The organism is Arsukibacterium ikkense (assembly GCF_000987775.1).
Classification (GTDB): Bacteria; Pseudomonadota; Gammaproteobacteria; order Enterobacterales; family Alteromonadaceae; genus Alishewanella; species Alishewanella ikkense.
Genome location: NZ_LAHO01000001.1, coordinates 302,308 through 317,658, shown reverse-complemented (window position 1 = coordinate 317,658; position 15,351 = coordinate 302,308). Strand labels below are relative to the sequence as shown.

The window sequence follows — 15,351 nt, the reverse complement described above, 5'->3', positions numbered from 1 at the left end:
AGTTATATGCGTTAATGGCTTGCTGGTCAAAGCTTTGTTGCTAATGCTCAGCCTGGTACAGACAACCGCCGCTGATCCGCCAGTTACCACCGTAGTCTTTACGCGACTGCACCTGGCTAAAACCAGCAGTGGTTAATAACTGACGTACCGCCTCGGCCTGGTTATAGCCATGCTCCAGCCACAACCAACCTTGTGCAGTCAGGAAGGCAGGGGCCTGCTGGCAAATAATAGCTATATCGGCCAGACCGTGTTCCGGGGCAACTAACGCCGACAGGGGTTCATGTTTCAGCGCGGGTAAGTGCGGGTCGTCGGGTTCAATATAAGGGGGGTTACTGACAATCAAATCAAACTGCTGGCCACTGACAGCACTAAACCAGTTACTTTGCAGCACAGTACAGTTTGCTGCGGCCAGTTGCTGCGCATTACGCCGGGCCAGCTCTACCGCTGCAGTAACCTTTTCGGCCGCAGTAACCTGCCATAACGGCCGGTTGCAGGCCAGGGCCAGGGCAATAGCGCCGGTGCCCGTACCTAAATCCAATACTCTTGCGTTAGCTGGCAATGCCAGCGCCAGCGCTTGCTCAACCAGTAGCTCGGTATCGGGTCTGGGGATCAGGGTGCAGGGTGCTACCTCAAGTTCAATATTCCAAAATGGCCAGCGGCCAATAATGTAAGCCAGCGGCTCGCCCTGCACAGCCCGCTTAAGCAATGCTGCTAACGCCGCGGTATTGGCCTCACTCAGGCACTCGTCAGCGTGGCTATACAAGTAACTGCTGCTGACATTAAGCTGATGACATAGCAGCAGCCGGGCGTCATCAGCAGCCATCGGGGAAAGTGTCTGCAGCTGACTTGCCGCCTGCTGCAGCCATTGCGCCAACGTCATATCAGCGGTTTTCGTCTGCCAGCGCAGCCAGTAAGTCTGCCTGATGTTCCTGGTTCAGCGGCTCCAGCACTAATTCCAGATCCCCTTCCATCACTTCGTTTAAGCGATAAATGGTCAGGTTTATCCGGTGGTCAGTCAGCCGGCCCTGCGGGAAGTTATAAGTGCGGATCCGCTCGGAGCGATCACCGCTGCCGACCAGCGAGCGGCGAGTCGACTCTTCCGTCAGCCGGCGCTTCTCATCCTCTGCCGCCTGAATACGTGATTGCAACACACTCATCGCCCGGGCCCGGTTTTTATGCTGCGAGCGTTCATCCTGACACTCTACCACTATGCCGGTTGGCAAGTGGGTGATCCGAATAGCCGAGTCGGTGCGGTTAACGTGCTGACCACCGGCGCCAGAGGCACGGAAGGTATCGACTTTTAAGTCGGCTGGGTTAATTTCAATGGCTTCGCTTTCCGGAATTTCCGGCATTATCGCCACAGTACAAGCCGAGGTATGTACTCTGCCCTGCGATTCGGTGGCAGGTACCCGTTGTACCCGATGGCCACCCGATTCAAACTTCAGCACGCCGTAGGCACCTTCGCCCTGAACACCGACTATCACCTCTTTAAAACCGCCATGCTCACCATCGCTGGCGCTGATCACTTCCAGTTTCCAGCGTTGGCGCTCGGCAAAGCGGCTGTACATCCGGAATACGTCGCCGGCAAAAATGGCCGCTTCGTCACCACCGGCCCCGGCCCTGATCTCAATAAAGCAGTTGTTACTGTCGTGGGGATCTTTAGGTAATAATAATAGCTGCAAGTCTTTTTCCAGTTGCTCAATGGCTGCACGGGCGCTTTTATATTCTTCCTGTGCCATTTCCCGCATATCTGGATCACTGTCTTTCTGCATCTCTTCGGCAGCGGCTAAATCCTGCTGCGCCTGTCGAAAGTCATTAAATGCTTTACTAACACCTTCTAACTGACTGTATTCTTTAGAAAGTTCACGAAAGCGCTTTTGATCGCCAATCACACCCGGGTCGCTTAATAATGCCTGCACTTCTTCGTGCCGTTCCACTAAGCCTTCCAGCTTGCGGTATACCGATTCTTTCATCTTGGGTCTGTTACCTGATTAAATATCTAATAAACTGTTGATCAGTGCTTGCGGCTCACTGGCCTCTTGTTGCAACAACTGACGGATAGTCTTGGTTGGGCTGTGCATCAGCCGGTTACTGAGTTTGGTAGCCAATTCGGCCAGTACTTTTTCAGCGTCCTGGCCGGCGGCCAGTTGATTCAGTGCCCGGCTCAGCAGCTCAGTTTTAATTTGTTCACAACGCTGGCGGTAATCACGAACCCAGTCGACGTTGCCCTGCAACTGCAGCCACTGCAGATAGTCATCAGCACCAAGGCGAATAATCCCCCCCGCCTGCTCAGCGGCTTGCTGACGCGAACTGACATTTTGTGCCACTATACTTTGCAAGTCATCTACCGTATACAAATAAGCATCTTCCAGCTCGCCTACCTGCTGTTCTATATCACGCGGCACCGCTAAATCAACCAGAAACATCGGTTTATGCCGACGTTTTTTCAGTGCTTGCTCTACCATGCCCTTGCCCACTATTGGCAAGGTACTGGCGGTTGAGCTGATCACAATATCGGCCTGCGGCAATTGTGCCGGCACCTGCGATAAGGTGATCACTTTGGCGTTAAATTGTTCTGCCAGTGTCACCGCCCGCTCATAGGTGCGGTTGGCCACGGTCAGCTCACGCGCGCCCTGCTCGGCCAGATGGCGCGCCACCAGCTCGATAGTTTCCCCGGCACCAATCAGCAGCACCTGTACTTTTTCCAGCTTACCAAAAATTTGTTTGGCTAAACTTACCGCCGCAAAGGCCACCGACACCGCATTGGCGCCGATGTCGGTGTTAGTGCGCACATCCTTGGCCACAGCAAAGGTTTTCTGGAACAAGCGCTCAAATTGCGGATTAATGGTACCCGCCTGACGGGACTGGTTGTAGGCCTGCTTCACCTGGCCAAATATTTGTGGCTCACCCAATACCAGTGAATCAAGCCCGGCCGCCACCCGCATTAAATGCTCGGCTGCCTGACGGTCATGATGCAAATACAAATGCGGTTGCAGCTCAGAAATCGTTAGTTGATGAAAGTGCGCCAACCAGGCCACAACTTGCTCTGCCTGGCTGTTGGTACCGTTAAAATACAACTCGGTACGATTGCAGGTAGACAAAATAACCGCATCGGTGACTGCCGTGGCAGTGGCCAGTTCTCGCAAGGCTTCATGCACCTGTTCCGGGGCAAATGCCACTTTTTCCCGTAAACTAACCGGTGCTGTTTTATGATTAATGCCTAGTGCAAAGATGGCCATCACCTGTATCATCAAGTTTGTCAGGGGCGAATTGTACGAAAAAGCCCATATTAAGAAAAGCGTAACTAAGGACTTTCAGCGTGTCAGCGATAATTAAGTGGTTAACCGTGGCCGGATTACTGCTAGTAACCAGCAGTTGCAGCTTGCTCTCACAGCCAGTACCGGCACCGGCGCTGGACAACAAAAGCCGGCTGGCCCAGATAACCGCCATCGAACAGTATACCGTACAAGCCACCGTTGGCATTAAAACGCCAGACGAATCGCTCAGTGGTAATCTGACCTGGCAACAGCATAACACTGAACACTATAAAGCGCGGCTGGCTAATGCGCTCGGGATCAGTTTATTTGAGCTGACTAATAACCAGCAAGGCAGCAGTATCTTACTGCGTGGTGAACGCTATCAGGCGGTCGATAGCAGTACTTTGTTATGGCAGCTGGCCGGCTGGTCAATGCCACTGGCCGATATGCCGCTGTGGCTAAAAGGCATTCCGGGAGACGCTGCAACAGCCATCGAGTATGATGAGCTTGGCCGGGTCAGGGCGTTTCAGCTAACAGACAGCACCGGTATTATCTGGCAACTGCACTATCAGCGTTTTTTTGCCGATCAACTGGCCTTACCGCAAAGAATTCATTTAACCAGCGATGACACTCAAATTCGTTTTCATATCCGGAGCTGGCAATTATGACGCTAAGCCTGCCTGCAGTAGCTAAACTTAATTTATTTTTGCACATTACCGGCCGCCGGGCCGATGGCTATCATAATTTGCAAACCCTGTTTCAGTTGCTGGATGTCGGCGACGAGCTGCATTTTACAACGCGCACTGATAAGCAGCTTAATTTGCAGTGTAACGATAGCAGCCTGCAAGGGCCGGATAATCTGATTATAAAAGCCGGCCGCTTATTGCAACAGCACACTGGTTGTCAGTTGGGTTGCGATATTGTGCTGGATAAAGTTTTGCCGATGGGCGGTGGCCTGGGTGGTGGCTCGTCTGATGCCGCCACTACCTTGCTGGCATTAAATGCTTTGTGGCGACTTAAGTTAAGTAATCAGCAATTGGCTGCCCTGGCGCTAAAACTGGGCGCCGATGTGCCGTTGTTTGTTGCTGGCCACACGGCCTTTGCCGAGGGCGTGGGCGAAAAATTAGTGCCGGTACAGTTGCCGGAAAAAACCTATTTAGTGGTGACGCCGCCTTGCCATATCAGTACCGCAGAGATTTTTCAGCACCCGGATCTGATCAGAAACAGTCCACTGCTGAGTTTAGAGACCTTGTTTAGCCGCCCCTGGCGCAATGATTGCCAGCCGCTGGTCGAACAGCTGCAGCCGATTGTTGCAATAACCTTACAGTGGTTGGTAGAATATGCGCCGTGTCGAATGACGGGTACTGGCGCCAGTGTGTTTGCCGAATTTCCGGACGCGGCCAGTGCTCAACATGCCCTAGCCAATTTACCGGTAGCCTGTCGAGGGTTTATTGCTAAGGGAGTCAACCAGTCGCCTGTATTGGCGGCGTTGGCAGATACGGAATTCAACAACTGATGCCTGTTACACCGGCATTTAATGATTTAACCGGACTCACCACCGCCCTGAGGATCCTACTGTGCCCGACATGAAGGTTTTCGCTGGTAACGCCATACCAGAACTTGCTAACAAAATCGCCAGCCGTCTGTATATCAAACTGGGAGATGCCGATGTTGGCCGTTTCAGTGATGGCGAAGTTAGCGTACAAATCAATGAGAATGTTCGTGGTTCTGATGTTTTTATTATTCAGTCAACCTGCGCGCCAACTAACGACAATTTAATGGAATTAATCGTGATGGTAGATGCATTACGGCGCGCTTCGGCCGGCCGGATCACTGCTGTTATTCCTTATTTCGGTTATGCCCGCCAGGATCGTCGGGTGCGTTCAGCCCGGGTACCTATTACCGCAAAAGTAGTTGCCGATTTTCTGTCCAGTGTCGGTGTTGACCGGGTGTTAACCGTTGACTTACACGCCGAGCAAATTCAGGGTTTCTTTGATGTGCCGGTAGACAACGTGTTTGCCAGCCCGGTATTACTGGAAGACATGCGCAAGAAATCATTGGTATCGCCGGTGGTAGTATCGCCGGATATCGGTGGTGTAGTGCGTGCCCGTGCAGTGGCCAAGTTGTTAAACGACGCCGATTTAGCCATTATTGATAAACGCCGGCCAAAAGCCAATGTGTCGCAGGTTATGCATATAATTGGTGACGTCAAAGACCGCGACTGTATTATCGTTGACGATATGATTGATACCGGCGGCACCTTATGTAAAGCAGCTGAAGCGTTAAAAGAACAAGGCGCCAAACGGGTATTTGCTTACGCTACCCATGCCGTGTTCTCTGGCAATGCTCCGGAAATTATCAGCAATTCGGTGATTGATGAGCTGATTATCACCGATACTATCCCATTGTCGGAAGCGATGAAAGCGGTCAGCAAGGTGCGGCAGTTAACGTTAAGTGAGCTGATGGCTGAATGTATTCGCCGGATCAGCAACGAAGAATCTATATCGTCCATGTTTGACTAAAACCCTTATCCGGTTTTATTAAGGCGCCTGGTGGCGCCTTTTTTATCACATCACCTTACTGAGCCGCTACATAGCGTCGGATACTCAGGTAATCCTGTAATAGCAACTCAGCGTCATACTCGGGTACTTTGTTGTATTGCCGTATTGGGGTAAAAACAGCCTGTAGCTCGGCTTGCGGATTCAGTAAATACAGCAGCACACCATGATTAACCGGATAATCGCCACGGGCTATATCCAGCGCATCAATCTGCACCTGCAAGCCTAAACTGTGCTCAAAGGCCGCTGCGCGCGCTGGCAAGCGGGGATTAGCCACTACCCCTGTTATCTCACCGGCAAAGAAGTCGACATACTGCGCCAGCACGTCCGGCCGGTCACGGTTAGGGTCAACACTATAAAAAACCAACTGCAACGGGGAGAATTCTGGCCACTGAGCCAGCTGCAACTGTAAACTACTTAATTTGGCCAGGGTTAACGGGCAGATATCCGGACAATAGCTGTAACCGTAACTGATTAAATGCCAGTGGCCCAGTAAATTAGCATTAGTGAAGGGTTGCTGCTGATGATCCAGTAGCTCAAACTCAGCCAGTGGCAACGGCCGCTGTAACAGGCTGGCCTGCTGTAAGCGGGGTATTGCCGGCGCCGACAGTAGCTGCCAGCCTGCATAGCCAGTTAGCGCCAGGCAGAGCAACAGGGTCAGCACTATGCTATGCCGAAGCGTCCAGCTTCTGGCCACGTTCACCTCCCTAGTTTAAACTGCAGATGTTAACGCCACGCTTTGCTCTTAGCATAAGGTCACTACTCGTTATAAAAATACAGCAAGCGGCTAGCCTGGGTGTAATCGCCTTCAATGGCCATCAGAATAATAAACACCGCTATGGCAAACATCGGCAAAAATAACACCAGCTTCAGGCTTAACCGCTCCCAGCGCACATGCATAAAAATACTCAGAATCAGGCCGGCTTTTGCCACCATGAAAACCAGAATCAGGGTCCAGCGCAATGGTCCCTGCAACTGCAGATAGTCAACCATATAAGAGAAAAAACTTAACACAAACAGCCAGCCCCATACTTTTAAATACAGGCTGACCGGATGCTGCTGGGCTGATTCAACACTCATAATTTAGCTCACCATAAGTAAAAGAAGGCAAAAATAAATACCCACACCAGGTCAACAAAGTGCCAGTACAAACCGGTTATTTCGACGATTTCATAGCCCTTTTTATCGTAATCACCGCGTGCCAGTTTGCATGCCACCACCAGCAAATAAATTACCCCGCCGGTCACATGCAGGCCATGGAAGCCGGTAATCATAAAAAAGGCCGCGCCAAATTGTTCAGCTCCCATCGGGTTGGTCCAGGGCCGCACCCCATCTTCAATCAGTTTGCTCCATTCAAACACTTGCATACCAACAAACAACGCCCCCAGCAGCGCCGTTAATAACATCAGCCACACTGCAAAGCGTTTCTGCTGCCGGTAAGCACAACTCACTGCCATCGCCATGGTGCCACTGCTGGTAATCAGTACAAAGGTCATAATGGCAATCAGAAACAAAGGCACAGTGTGGCCGAACACGACCAACTCGAATACCTCACTGGTATTTGGCCAGCTATCAGTGGCTGAAATACGTACCGTCATATAGCCAATTAAGAAAATACTGAAAATAAAAGTATCGCCAAGCAGAAATACCCACATCATCAGCTTGCCCCACGACAACTTAAAGGCGCGCTGATCGGCCGACCAATCGGCGACCACACTTTGCCAGGGACTATCAGCCAGTTTAAGTTTATCCGGGTTAGTCATAGCGGCCTCCACTAAAGCCACATAAGGCTGCCAGCGTATCGATGGTGGACGCCGGGCTGGTTAGTAAAGCAAATAGCAGCAACCAAACCACCAGCATAAAGTGGCTGTAGGTCACGCTCAGGCTAAGCTTGCTGATGATATGACTGGCAGCTTGCTGTTGCCAGAAATACCACAACACCCAACAGGCGGCCACAATACCTCCTAGCAGATGCACACCATGCACGGCGGTCAGCAAATAGAAATAATTGCTGGCAGGGTTTGACGTAAAGCCAAAGCCGGCAAAGGCTAATTGCTGCCATACCAAATACTGCGCCAGTAAAAACAGCAGCATCAAAAGTAACGAACAGGCCGTTGCCAGCATAGCCTGGTGTAACCTGCTACGCCGTGCAAACACCAACCCCAGGTGCATGCTTATGCTACTGAGCAACAAAATAGCGCTGTTCCACCATAGCTGACGGGGCTCAGATAACGGCAACCAGGGCTCACCGGCTAACGCATGAAAATCTGGCAGTTGCGAACGGCCCAGCAGTGTCATCACAAAAAGTGAAAACACCACACTGGCCGTCACCAGGAAAAAGCGCAGCGCTATGCGTTCCGGCCAATAGGGTTCAGGACTTTGCAGCAAGGCGGGGTCCATGCCCTCTGGCTGGGCCAGCCAGGGTTTATCAGTTAGCTTCTGCCAGATATTCATGTGCCCGCCTTAGCAAATGCCAGTTTATCGGTGACAACCACCTCGCTATCAGGCACATTCTGCGGAATAAAGTCATCGCGCGCGCCTGGCACGCTGTAATCATAGGCCCAGCGATATACCACCGGCTCGCTTGGCCCCCAGTTACCATGCTTAGGGGGGGTGTCCGGCGTTTGCCACTCAAGCGTCGTTGCCTGCCACGGGTTATGCCCTGCCGCTTTACCATGGCGCAGACTCCAGATCACGTTATAAATAAATACCAGCTGCACGACCGCAATAACCAGGGCAGACACGGTAATGCTGGCATTGAGCGACTGGGCTGATGCTGGAATAAAGTCAGTGCCGCCCATGGCAAAGTAACGGCGCGGCACACCCAGAAAACCCAGGTAATGCATCGGTAAAAAAACCAGATAAGTGCCGACAAAGGTCGCCCAGAAATGAAATTTGCCCATACCGGTATGCAGCATCCGGCCTGTTATTTTCGGAAACCAGTGATAAATAGCGGCAAACAGCACCATAATTGGCGATACCCCCATCACCATATGAAAATGGCCGACCACAAAGTAGGTGTCGGACAACGGCAAATCAATCACCACGTTCCCCAAAAACAAGCCGCTGAGGCCACCGTGGACAAAGGTAAAAATAAAGCCGATGGCAAACAGCATGGGGACGGTCAGATGAATATTGCCGCGCCACAAGGTCAGGATCCAGTTGTACACTTTTAAGGCGGTTGGCACGGCAATAATTAATGTGGTGGTGGCAAAAAAGAAGCCGAAGTATGGGTTCATGCCACTGACATACATATGGTGTGCCCACACCACAAAGCTCAGGCCGCCGATAATCACAATAGCCCAGACCATCATCCGGTAGCCGAAAATATTCTTCCGGGCATGGGTAGCCAACACATCCGACACCATACCAAAGGCCGGCAGCGCCACGATATACACCTCAGGATGGCCAAAAAACCAGAATAAGTGCTGAAACAAAATAGGGCTGCCGCCACCGTGGTCCAGTTGTTCACCGAGCGACATTATCGCCGGCATAAAAAAGCTGGTACCCGCTACGCTGTCCAGAAACATCATAATGGCGCTGACCAATAATGCCGGAAACGCCAGTAAGCCCATAATGGTCGCAACAAAAATACCCCAGATGGTCAGAGGCATCCGCATCAGGGTCATGCCGCGGGCTCTGGCCTGCAACACCGTACAGACATAGTTCAGGCCGCCCATGGTAAAGGCGACAATAAAGATACCCAAGGATACCAGCATCATTAAAATGCCCATCTCGCTTCCCGGGGTACCCGGTAATATGGCTTGTGGTGGGTATAAGGTCCAGCCGGCACCGGTCGGGCCGCCAGGCACAAAAAAACTGGCCATCAGCACCAAAACAGAGAGCAGATAGGTCCAGTAACTCAGCATATTCAGATAAGGAAATACCATATCTCTGGCGCCGAGCATCAAGGGGATCAGGTAATTACCAAAGCCACCCAGCAGCAAGGCCGTCAGCAAATACACCACCATAATCATGCCATGCATAGTGACAAACTGCAGATAGCTGGCAGGGTTAATGAACGAGAATTGATCAGGAAAGCCCAGTTGCAGCCGCATCAGGGCCGATAACACTAATGCTACCACCCCAACCATTATGGCAGTAACCCCGTACTGAATAGCGATAACCTTATGATCCTGACTCCAGACGTATTTAGTCAGAAAACTGTTGCTGTGCTCCTGATGTGCTATATCAGCGCTCGCTGTCATTCGAGTCTCCTTGCGTCAAACCCGCCTTGGGTTGCAAACTGTTGATATAAGCCACCACATCAGCAATATCCTGTTCTGAGTGCAGTGACTGCGCCATTAAACTCATCTGGGCGCCGTAAAAATCCTGCGGATGATTACCTCGGATCTGCCGCTTAAAATAATCAAGCTGTCGCGTTAAATACCAGGGTTCCAGGCTATGCAGCATAGGCGCATTCATCGCAAAAATACCTTCGCCATTACGGCCATGACAGTAGCTGCAGTTACGATATAGCCGTTGGCCATTATGCAGGTTGCCGGGCTCTGCCTGCACCAGGTTAGGGTTAAAACTGCCAATATAAGCCAATAAGTGATTTATCGCCTGCTCGTCCCGCACCAATTGCGCCATTGCTATCATCTGGGCGCCAAACACATCTCCCTCGGCGTTACCGCGCAAACCTTGCTGATATGCACGTAACTGCCGCTTCAGATACCAACCGCTCTGGCCGGCCAGTGCCGGCGCATGTAATGCCTGATTGCCCTCACCCTGAGCACCATGGCAACTGGCGCATACCTGGTAATGCGCCTTGCCAAATTCAGGGTCGCCAGCCAGGCGGGCCTGATACTGGCGGTAGCTTTGTTGCTGTGCCAGCCATTGCTGATAATCATCGCTCTCTTTGACAAGCACCCGGCCGCGCATAGCAAAATGACCAATGCCACAGAGTTCTTCACATAAAATGTCAAACTGACCAACCACAGTCGGGATAAACCAGACATAACTCACGGTTCCAGGCACCAAATCCATTTTCACCCTAAACTGCGGCACCGCAAAGTTATGCAACACATCGTTTGAGCGCAGTAACACTTTTACCGGCTTATTCAGCTCCAGCACCAGCTCGTGACTATCAATAATAAGGTCATCCATGCCAGCCGGGTCATTCGGATCCAGCCCTAGTGGGTTAAGCTCACTGCTGGCCCTGACATCGGCTTTACCCAACTGGCCATCCGCACCGGGCAATCTGAAACGCCAATGCCATTGCTGGCCTACCGCCTCAACCACCGTGGCGTCAGCTGGCGGGCTGACAAACTGCCCCCATACATACAAACCCGGCGCCAGCATCGCTGCAATACCAATACTGGTAACCAGTAGCAACCAGCCTTCCAGCTTTTTGTTTTCGGGTTGATAGTCGGCACGTGCACCGGCTTTATAGCGATAACGATAAATGGCGTATGCCAGAAAAAGATTCACCGCAATAAACACCACGCCGGTAATCCAGATAGTAATATTGATGGTGGTGTCAATAGCCGACCAGTGAGATGCAAGGGGAGTAAACCACCAGACACTGGTAAAATGGAAGATAACTGAGCCTGCAATCAGCAACAGAATAATCAGGGTGATCGCCATAAAGTTGTGATTCCTTAATCTGTAAAGTACCTGTTTCTACTTCAACACATCAAAAAGGCTTCAGAACATACAACGTTACACAGCACACAACTTGTTCACGCCACTAACTATAGGCTAAAAAAAGGCTTTTATGGCATGGCCTTCATAAATCGCCGGAAATACACCTGCACCCGGATTACCCAACCTGGGGTTGCTTTACCAGTGCCGGCAAGCTGCAGTCTTGGGTGACGGCGAACTACTTTTTTCAGGACCCTTTCATGCTCTGGCGCAACATCGACAAACAATACATGTTTGCCTTGTTTCAAGATTTCCTGAAACCGCTTAAAGTGGATATTCGGTTCCTGAATACCAATAAAGCCACCTTCCCAGGTGCAAAAGCCCAGCACCACTACTGCCAGAAAAACAAAAGGCACCCAGCCTGCGGCCGATGCTGTCCAGCCCATCGCATAAGCAACAATTAACACCAGTGCCGCCCCAATTACCCCAATTACCGCCCCCACTTCAGTGGCACGCACCACGTCGCTTTTCAACACCGGTGATACTTCGTGCAGATGGTGAAGCTCAACATTGGCATCCTGTTCACTTAATATATGGATTTGCGGCGTAACCAGTCCCTGCTGCTCCAGTTCCTGTTCAACCGCTTCCAGATCATCAAGGTCATCACTAATAAAATAACGTCGTAACATAAAGCGCCTCCAACAGGGCTGAAATGAGTAACTGACAATTAGTAAATGACAACTGACCTGATAGTTCCAACCGCAAATGAGCAGTATGTTTTTTGTACAGGTCACCAACTTAGTATAGTCGTAATTGATAAATAGCAAATAGAGTGAACTGTGCCAGCAGCAGAGCCACCGATTTAGCATTTGCAGCTATCGGGTGCTGGTGGTAATATGTCGCGCCTTTTGAAGGGGCAATCAGGTTGGGGCTGGTCGCAAGCCGCAACAAAAATCACTTTATTGGAGTACATCATGTCTGATGCAATTTTCACGTTAACTGCAGAAGTCCGTACTGACCTGGGGAAAGGTGCGAGCCGCCGCCTGCGTCACGAAGACAAAGTACCAGCTATCATTTATGGCGGTCACAAAGATGCTTTATCTATTACTTTAGAGCACTCTAAGCTGTTAAAAGCACAAAGCTTTGAAGCGTTTTACTCTCACATCCTGACAATTACTGTTGGTAAAGAGAAAATCCAGGCTATCGTTAAAGATATGCAACGTCACCCGTACAAGCCAAAGATCATGCACGTTGACTTCCAACGCGTTGAAGCTGGCCACGAGCTGACTACCATCGTTCCGGTTCACTTCTTAAACGAAGAAATGCCTATCAAAAAAGGCGGCGTGGTCATCCATGCTCTGAACGAAATTGAAATCAGTGTTTTACCAAAAAACTTACCAGAGTTTATCGAAGTAGACCTTGCTAATGTTGAAGTAGGTACAACCCTGCACCTGACTGACATTAAAGCACCTAAAGGTGTGACCTTTGTCCAGTTAACCAAAGGTGAAGGCCATGACTTGCCAGTGGTATCGGTTAACAAACCAGCAGGTAAAGCCGTTGATACAGAAGAAGACGCTGAAACTGCTGAGTAATGTCTGACGCATTACCTGCCACAGTTCAGTTAATCGTGGGTCTGGGAAATCCAGGCCCCGAATACCAGCATACCCGGCACAATGCCGGGGCCTGGTTTGTCGGGCAACTGGCCCGGCAATATCAGGTTAACCTGAAGCATGACGCCAAATTCTTTGGCCTGACCGGCAAATTCATCTTAGCCGGACAAGAGTTCAAATTACTTATTCCCAATACTTTTATGAATCTTAGCGGCAAAGCCGTGTTAGCCATGGCACAGTTTTATAAACTGGCACCAGAGCAAATTCTGGTAGCGCATGATGAGCTGGCGCTTGATCCAGGTATTGCTAAGTTTAAGCTCGGTGGCGGCCATGCCGGCCATAACGGCTTACGTGATATTATGGCGCGGCTGAGTAACAATCCGAATTTTTACCGGTTACGCTTAGGCATTGGTCACCCGGGCCATAAAGATCAGGTAACCGGTTTTGTGCTGGGTAAAGCCCCGGCCAGCGAACAAAAATTAATTGACGCCTGTATTGATGAAGCCGTCAGTTGCTTTGCTATTTTGGCGCGTGATGGCTTAATTAAAGCCCAGCACCGCTTACACAGTTTTAAAGCCAGCTAGCCTTTTGGCCAGCAACACAGCGTAAAGGAAAATTATTATGGGTTTCAAATGTGGTATTGTCGGCCTGCCTAACGTCGGTAAGTCTACCTTGTTTAATGCGTTAACCAAGGCAGGCATTGAAGCGGCTAACTTCCCGTTTTGTACCATAGAGCCCAACACCGGTGTCGTGCCAGTACCTGATTTACGGCTGGATAAACTGGCAGAGATTGTCAAACCACAACGGGTGCTTCCTACCACCATGGAATTCGTGGATATTGCCGGCCTGGTAAAAGGCGCCTCGCGTGGTGAAGGCCTGGGTAATAAGTTTCTGGCCAATATTCGCGAAACCGATGCCATTGGCCACGTGGTACGCTGCTTTGATGATGAAAACATCATTCACGTTGCTGGCAAAATAGACCCAGCCGATGACATTGACACCATTAATATGGAGCTGGTGTTATCTGATATGGACAGCGCTGAACGCGCCATCTTCCGGGTAAGTAAAAAAGCCAAAGGCGGCGATAAAGACGCCAAAGCGGAAATGCTGGTGCTGGAAAAAGTAAAAGCCCATTTAGAGCAAGGTAATACCCTGCGTCAGCTGGAGCTCGACAAGGACGAGAAAGCCCTGATTGCCTATATGAACTTCTTAACTATCAAGCCCACGATGTACATTGCTAACGTGATGGACGACGGCTTTGAAAATAATCCGTACTTAGATATCGTGCAGGCCATTGCTGATAAAGAAGGCGCTATCGTCGTGCCCGTTTGTGCGGCTATTGAGTCAGAAATAGCTGAGCTGGAAGACGATGAGAGAGCCGAATTTATGGCCGACATGGGTCTGGAAGAGCCAGGCTTAAACCGGGTTATTCGTGGCGGGTATTCGCTGTTAAGCCTCCACACCTATTTTACTGCCGGTGTTAAAGAAGTACGGGCCTGGACAGTCGCTATTGGCGCTACGGCACCGCAAGCGGCAGGCGTTATTCATACCGACTTTGAAAAAGGCTTTATTCGCGCGGAAGTAGTTGGCTACGATGATTTTGTTAACTTTAAAGGCGAAGCCGGCGCTAAAGAAGCCGGTAAATGGCGCCTGGAAGGTAAAGACTATATCGTAAAAGATGGCGATGTAATGCATTTTCGTTTTAACGTGTAACCTTATTTTGTTGTTGAAAAAGCCGCTGCTATTGCAGCGGCTTTTTTATAACTGTCGTACTATTGCGTATAAAACCAGCAAACACGCCCTTAGTCGCCACTAATCGCAAAAAAACGGTTGACGCTAATATGTCAGATCAGCATAATACGCGCCACTTGCTTAGGACAAGTTAGCGTGGCTACATAGCTCAGCTGGTTAGAGCACAGCACTCATAATGCTGGGGTCGCAGGTTCGATTCCCGCTGTAGCCACCACTTAACTTGCCTGTGTATGCGGGAATGGCGGAATTGGTAGACGCACTGGATTTAGGTTCCAGCGCCGCGAGGCGTGAGAGTTCGAGTCTCTCTTTCCGCACCATACTTAGCAAGTGCAGCAGTTTCTGCAGGGGCGTAGCCAAGCGGTAAGGCAGCGGGTTTTGATCCCGCCATGCCCAGGTTCAAATCCTGGCGCCCCTGCCATTAACTCACGGTAGTTGATTATATCTCACCTGTGTTTAACTGAACTGCAATTTACCTTTTAGGGGCGTAGCCAAGCGGTAAGGCAGCGGGTTTTGATCCCGCCACGCCCAGGTTCGAATCCTGGCGCCCCTGCCATCTTTAAAAGACCCAGCCTCGGCTGGGTTTTTGCT

The 15,351-nt window shown here is 50.7% G+C and carries 16 protein-coding genes and 4 tRNA genes; 10 read left to right on the top strand and 10 right to left on the bottom strand.

Features of this window, described 5'->3' with window-relative positions:
* Positions 1 to 40: 40 nt before the first annotated feature.
* The 3 genes from prmC to hemA are packed head-to-tail and all read right to left on the bottom strand — an operon-like array spanning position 41 to position 3,239.
* Positions 41 to 880, bottom strand: a complete 840-nt coding sequence (gene prmC, locus WG68_RS01475; protein ID WP_046555860.1) for a peptide chain release factor N(5)-glutamine methyltransferase — start codon at positions 878 to 880, stop codon at positions 41 to 43.
* A 1-nt stretch (position 881) separates the two neighbouring features.
* Entirely contained in the window at positions 882 to 1,973 is a 1,092-nt protein-coding gene (gene prfA, locus WG68_RS01470; RefSeq protein ID WP_046555859.1) for a peptide chain release factor 1, read from the bottom strand.
* An 18-nt stretch (positions 1,974 to 1,991) separates the two neighbouring features.
* Positions 1,992 to 3,239: a glutamyl-tRNA reductase gene (gene hemA / locus WG68_RS01465; RefSeq protein WP_046555858.1), complete on the bottom strand. Its 1,248-nt coding sequence runs from the start codon at positions 3,237 to 3,239 to the stop codon at positions 1,992 to 1,994.
* Positions 3,240 to 3,319: 80 nt separating this feature from the next.
* On the opposite strand from hemA, the gene lolB reads away from it, so the two are divergent.
* From lolB to WG68_RS01450, 3 genes are all read left to right on the top strand, one after another.
* The gene (gene lolB, locus WG68_RS01460; RefSeq protein ID WP_046555857.1) at positions 3,320 to 3,925 is read left to right on the top strand and encodes a lipoprotein insertase outer membrane protein LolB; all 606 of its coding nucleotides are present in this window, start codon (positions 3,320 to 3,322) and stop codon (positions 3,923 to 3,925) included.
* On the top strand, positions 3,922 to 4,773 hold the full coding sequence (ispE, locus tag WG68_RS01455) for a 4-(cytidine 5'-diphospho)-2-C-methyl-D-erythritol kinase (RefSeq protein WP_046555856.1): 852 nt from the start codon (positions 3,922 to 3,924) through the stop codon (positions 4,771 to 4,773). The genes lolB and ispE overlap by 4 nt, the downstream gene beginning before the upstream one ends.
* Positions 4,774 to 4,843: 70 nt before the next feature.
* On the top strand, positions 4,844 to 5,779 hold the full coding sequence (locus tag WG68_RS01450; protein WP_019674928.1) for a ribose-phosphate pyrophosphokinase: 936 nt from the start codon (positions 4,844 to 4,846) through the stop codon (positions 5,777 to 5,779).
* Positions 5,780 to 5,834: 55 nt separating this feature from the next.
* Here WG68_RS01450 and WG68_RS01445 read toward each other — a convergent pair whose 3' ends face one another.
* The 7 genes from WG68_RS01445 to WG68_RS01415 form a co-directional block, all read right to left on the bottom strand.
* A complete protein-coding gene (locus tag WG68_RS01445; RefSeq protein WP_161796338.1) occupies positions 5,835 to 6,512 on the bottom strand; it encodes an SCO family protein in 678 nt (225 codons plus the stop codon).
* 62 nt (positions 6,513 to 6,574) lie between these two features.
* Entirely contained in the window at positions 6,575 to 6,895 is a 321-nt protein-coding gene (locus WG68_RS01440; protein ID WP_046555855.1) for a cytochrome C oxidase subunit IV family protein, read from the bottom strand.
* 8 nt (positions 6,896 to 6,903) lie between these two features.
* A complete protein-coding gene (locus WG68_RS01435) occupies positions 6,904 to 7,578 on the bottom strand; it encodes a cytochrome c oxidase subunit 3 (RefSeq protein WP_046555854.1) in 675 nt (224 codons plus the stop codon).
* Positions 7,571 to 8,269 (bottom strand): cytochrome c oxidase subunit 3, encoded by a 699-nt coding sequence (locus WG68_RS01430; protein ID WP_046555853.1) that lies wholly within the window; start codon positions 8,267 to 8,269, stop codon positions 7,571 to 7,573. The genes WG68_RS01435 and WG68_RS01430 overlap by 8 nt, the downstream gene beginning before the upstream one ends.
* Positions 8,266 to 10,023 (bottom strand): cbb3-type cytochrome c oxidase subunit I, encoded by a 1,758-nt coding sequence (locus WG68_RS01425; RefSeq protein ID WP_046555852.1) that lies wholly within the window; start codon positions 10,021 to 10,023, stop codon positions 8,266 to 8,268. Before WG68_RS01425 ends, WG68_RS01430 begins: the two co-directional genes overlap by 4 nt.
* The gene (locus tag WG68_RS01420) at positions 10,007 to 11,404 is read right to left on the bottom strand and encodes a c-type cytochrome (RefSeq protein WP_046555851.1); all 1,398 of its coding nucleotides are present in this window, start codon (positions 11,402 to 11,404) and stop codon (positions 10,007 to 10,009) included. Before WG68_RS01420 ends, WG68_RS01425 begins: the two co-directional genes overlap by 17 nt.
* Positions 11,405 to 11,532: 128 nt before the next feature.
* Positions 11,533 to 12,090, bottom strand: a complete 558-nt coding sequence (locus tag WG68_RS01415; RefSeq protein WP_046555850.1) for a hypothetical protein — start codon at positions 12,088 to 12,090, stop codon at positions 11,533 to 11,535.
* Between the two features lie 285 nt (positions 12,091 to 12,375).
* Here WG68_RS01415 and WG68_RS01410 point away from each other — a divergent pair, with 285 nt between their 5' ends.
* The 7 genes from WG68_RS01410 to WG68_RS01380 all read left to right on the top strand — a co-directional run bounded on the left by WG68_RS01410 (position 12,376) and on the right by WG68_RS01380 (position 15,316).
* Positions 12,376 to 12,993 (top strand): 50S ribosomal protein L25/general stress protein Ctc, encoded by a 618-nt coding sequence (locus tag WG68_RS01410; RefSeq protein WP_046555978.1) that lies wholly within the window; start codon positions 12,376 to 12,378, stop codon positions 12,991 to 12,993.
* Positions 12,993 to 13,595 carry an aminoacyl-tRNA hydrolase gene (gene pth / locus WG68_RS01405; protein ID WP_046555849.1) on the top strand — a complete coding sequence of 201 codons (603 nt, stop codon included), beginning with the start codon at positions 12,993 to 12,995 and terminating at the stop codon, positions 13,593 to 13,595. Before WG68_RS01410 ends, pth begins: the two co-directional genes overlap by 1 nt.
* 37 nt (positions 13,596 to 13,632) lie before the next feature.
* The gene (ychF, locus tag WG68_RS01400; protein ID WP_046555848.1) at positions 13,633 to 14,724 is read left to right on the top strand and encodes a redox-regulated ATPase YchF; all 1,092 of its coding nucleotides are present in this window, start codon (positions 13,633 to 13,635) and stop codon (positions 14,722 to 14,724) included.
* Between the two features lie 176 nt (positions 14,725 to 14,900).
* A tRNA-Met gene (locus tag WG68_RS01395) sits at positions 14,901 to 14,977 on the top strand.
* 18 nt (positions 14,978 to 14,995) lie between these two features.
* Positions 14,996 to 15,080: transfer RNA gene (locus tag WG68_RS01390), tRNA-Leu, on the top strand.
* Positions 15,081 to 15,106: 26 nt separating this feature from the next.
* Positions 15,107 to 15,181 (top strand) — tRNA-Gln (locus tag WG68_RS01385).
* A 60-nt stretch (positions 15,182 to 15,241) separates the two neighbouring features.
* Positions 15,242 to 15,316 (top strand) — tRNA-Gln (locus WG68_RS01380).
* The last annotated feature ends 35 nt before the right edge of the window (positions 15,317 to 15,351 follow it).

Coding starts and splice junctions, on each gene's coding strand:
- WG68_RS01415 (WP_046555850.1), bottom strand. CDS start 12,090: ATGTTACGACGTTATTTTATTAGTGATGACCTTGATGATCTGGAAGCG.
- WG68_RS01410 (WP_046555978.1), top strand. CDS start 12,376: ATGTCTGATGCAATTTTCACGTTAACTGCAGAAGTCCGTACTGACCTG.
- pth (WP_046555849.1), top strand. CDS start 12,993: ATGTCTGACGCATTACCTGCCACAGTTCAGTTAATCGTGGGTCTGGGA.
- prfA (WP_046555859.1), bottom strand. CDS start 1,973: ATGAAAGAATCGGTATACCGCAAGCTGGAAGGCTTAGTGGAACGGCAC.
- WG68_RS01425 (WP_046555852.1), bottom strand. CDS start 10,023: ATGACAGCGAGCGCTGATATAGCACATCAGGAGCACAGCAACAGTTTT.
- WG68_RS01420 (WP_046555851.1), bottom strand. CDS start 11,404: ATGGCGATCACCCTGATTATTCTGTTGCTGATTGCAGGCTCAGTTATC.
- ychF (WP_046555848.1), top strand. CDS start 13,633: ATGGGTTTCAAATGTGGTATTGTCGGCCTGCCTAACGTCGGTAAGTCT.
- ispE (WP_046555856.1), top strand. CDS start 3,922: ATGACGCTAAGCCTGCCTGCAGTAGCTAAACTTAATTTATTTTTGCAC.
- prmC (WP_046555860.1), bottom strand. CDS start 880: ATGACGTTGGCGCAATGGCTGCAGCAGGCGGCAAGTCAGCTGCAGACA.
- hemA (WP_046555858.1), bottom strand. CDS start 3,239: ATGGCCATCTTTGCACTAGGCATTAATCATAAAACAGCACCGGTTAGT.
- WG68_RS01450 (WP_019674928.1), top strand. CDS start 4,844: ATGAAGGTTTTCGCTGGTAACGCCATACCAGAACTTGCTAACAAAATC.
- WG68_RS01440 (WP_046555855.1), bottom strand. CDS start 6,895: ATGAGTGTTGAATCAGCCCAGCAGCATCCGGTCAGCCTGTATTTAAAA.
- WG68_RS01430 (WP_046555853.1), bottom strand. CDS start 8,269: ATGAATATCTGGCAGAAGCTAACTGATAAACCCTGGCTGGCCCAGCCA.
- WG68_RS01435 (WP_046555854.1), bottom strand. CDS start 7,578: ATGACTAACCCGGATAAACTTAAACTGGCTGATAGTCCCTGGCAAAGT.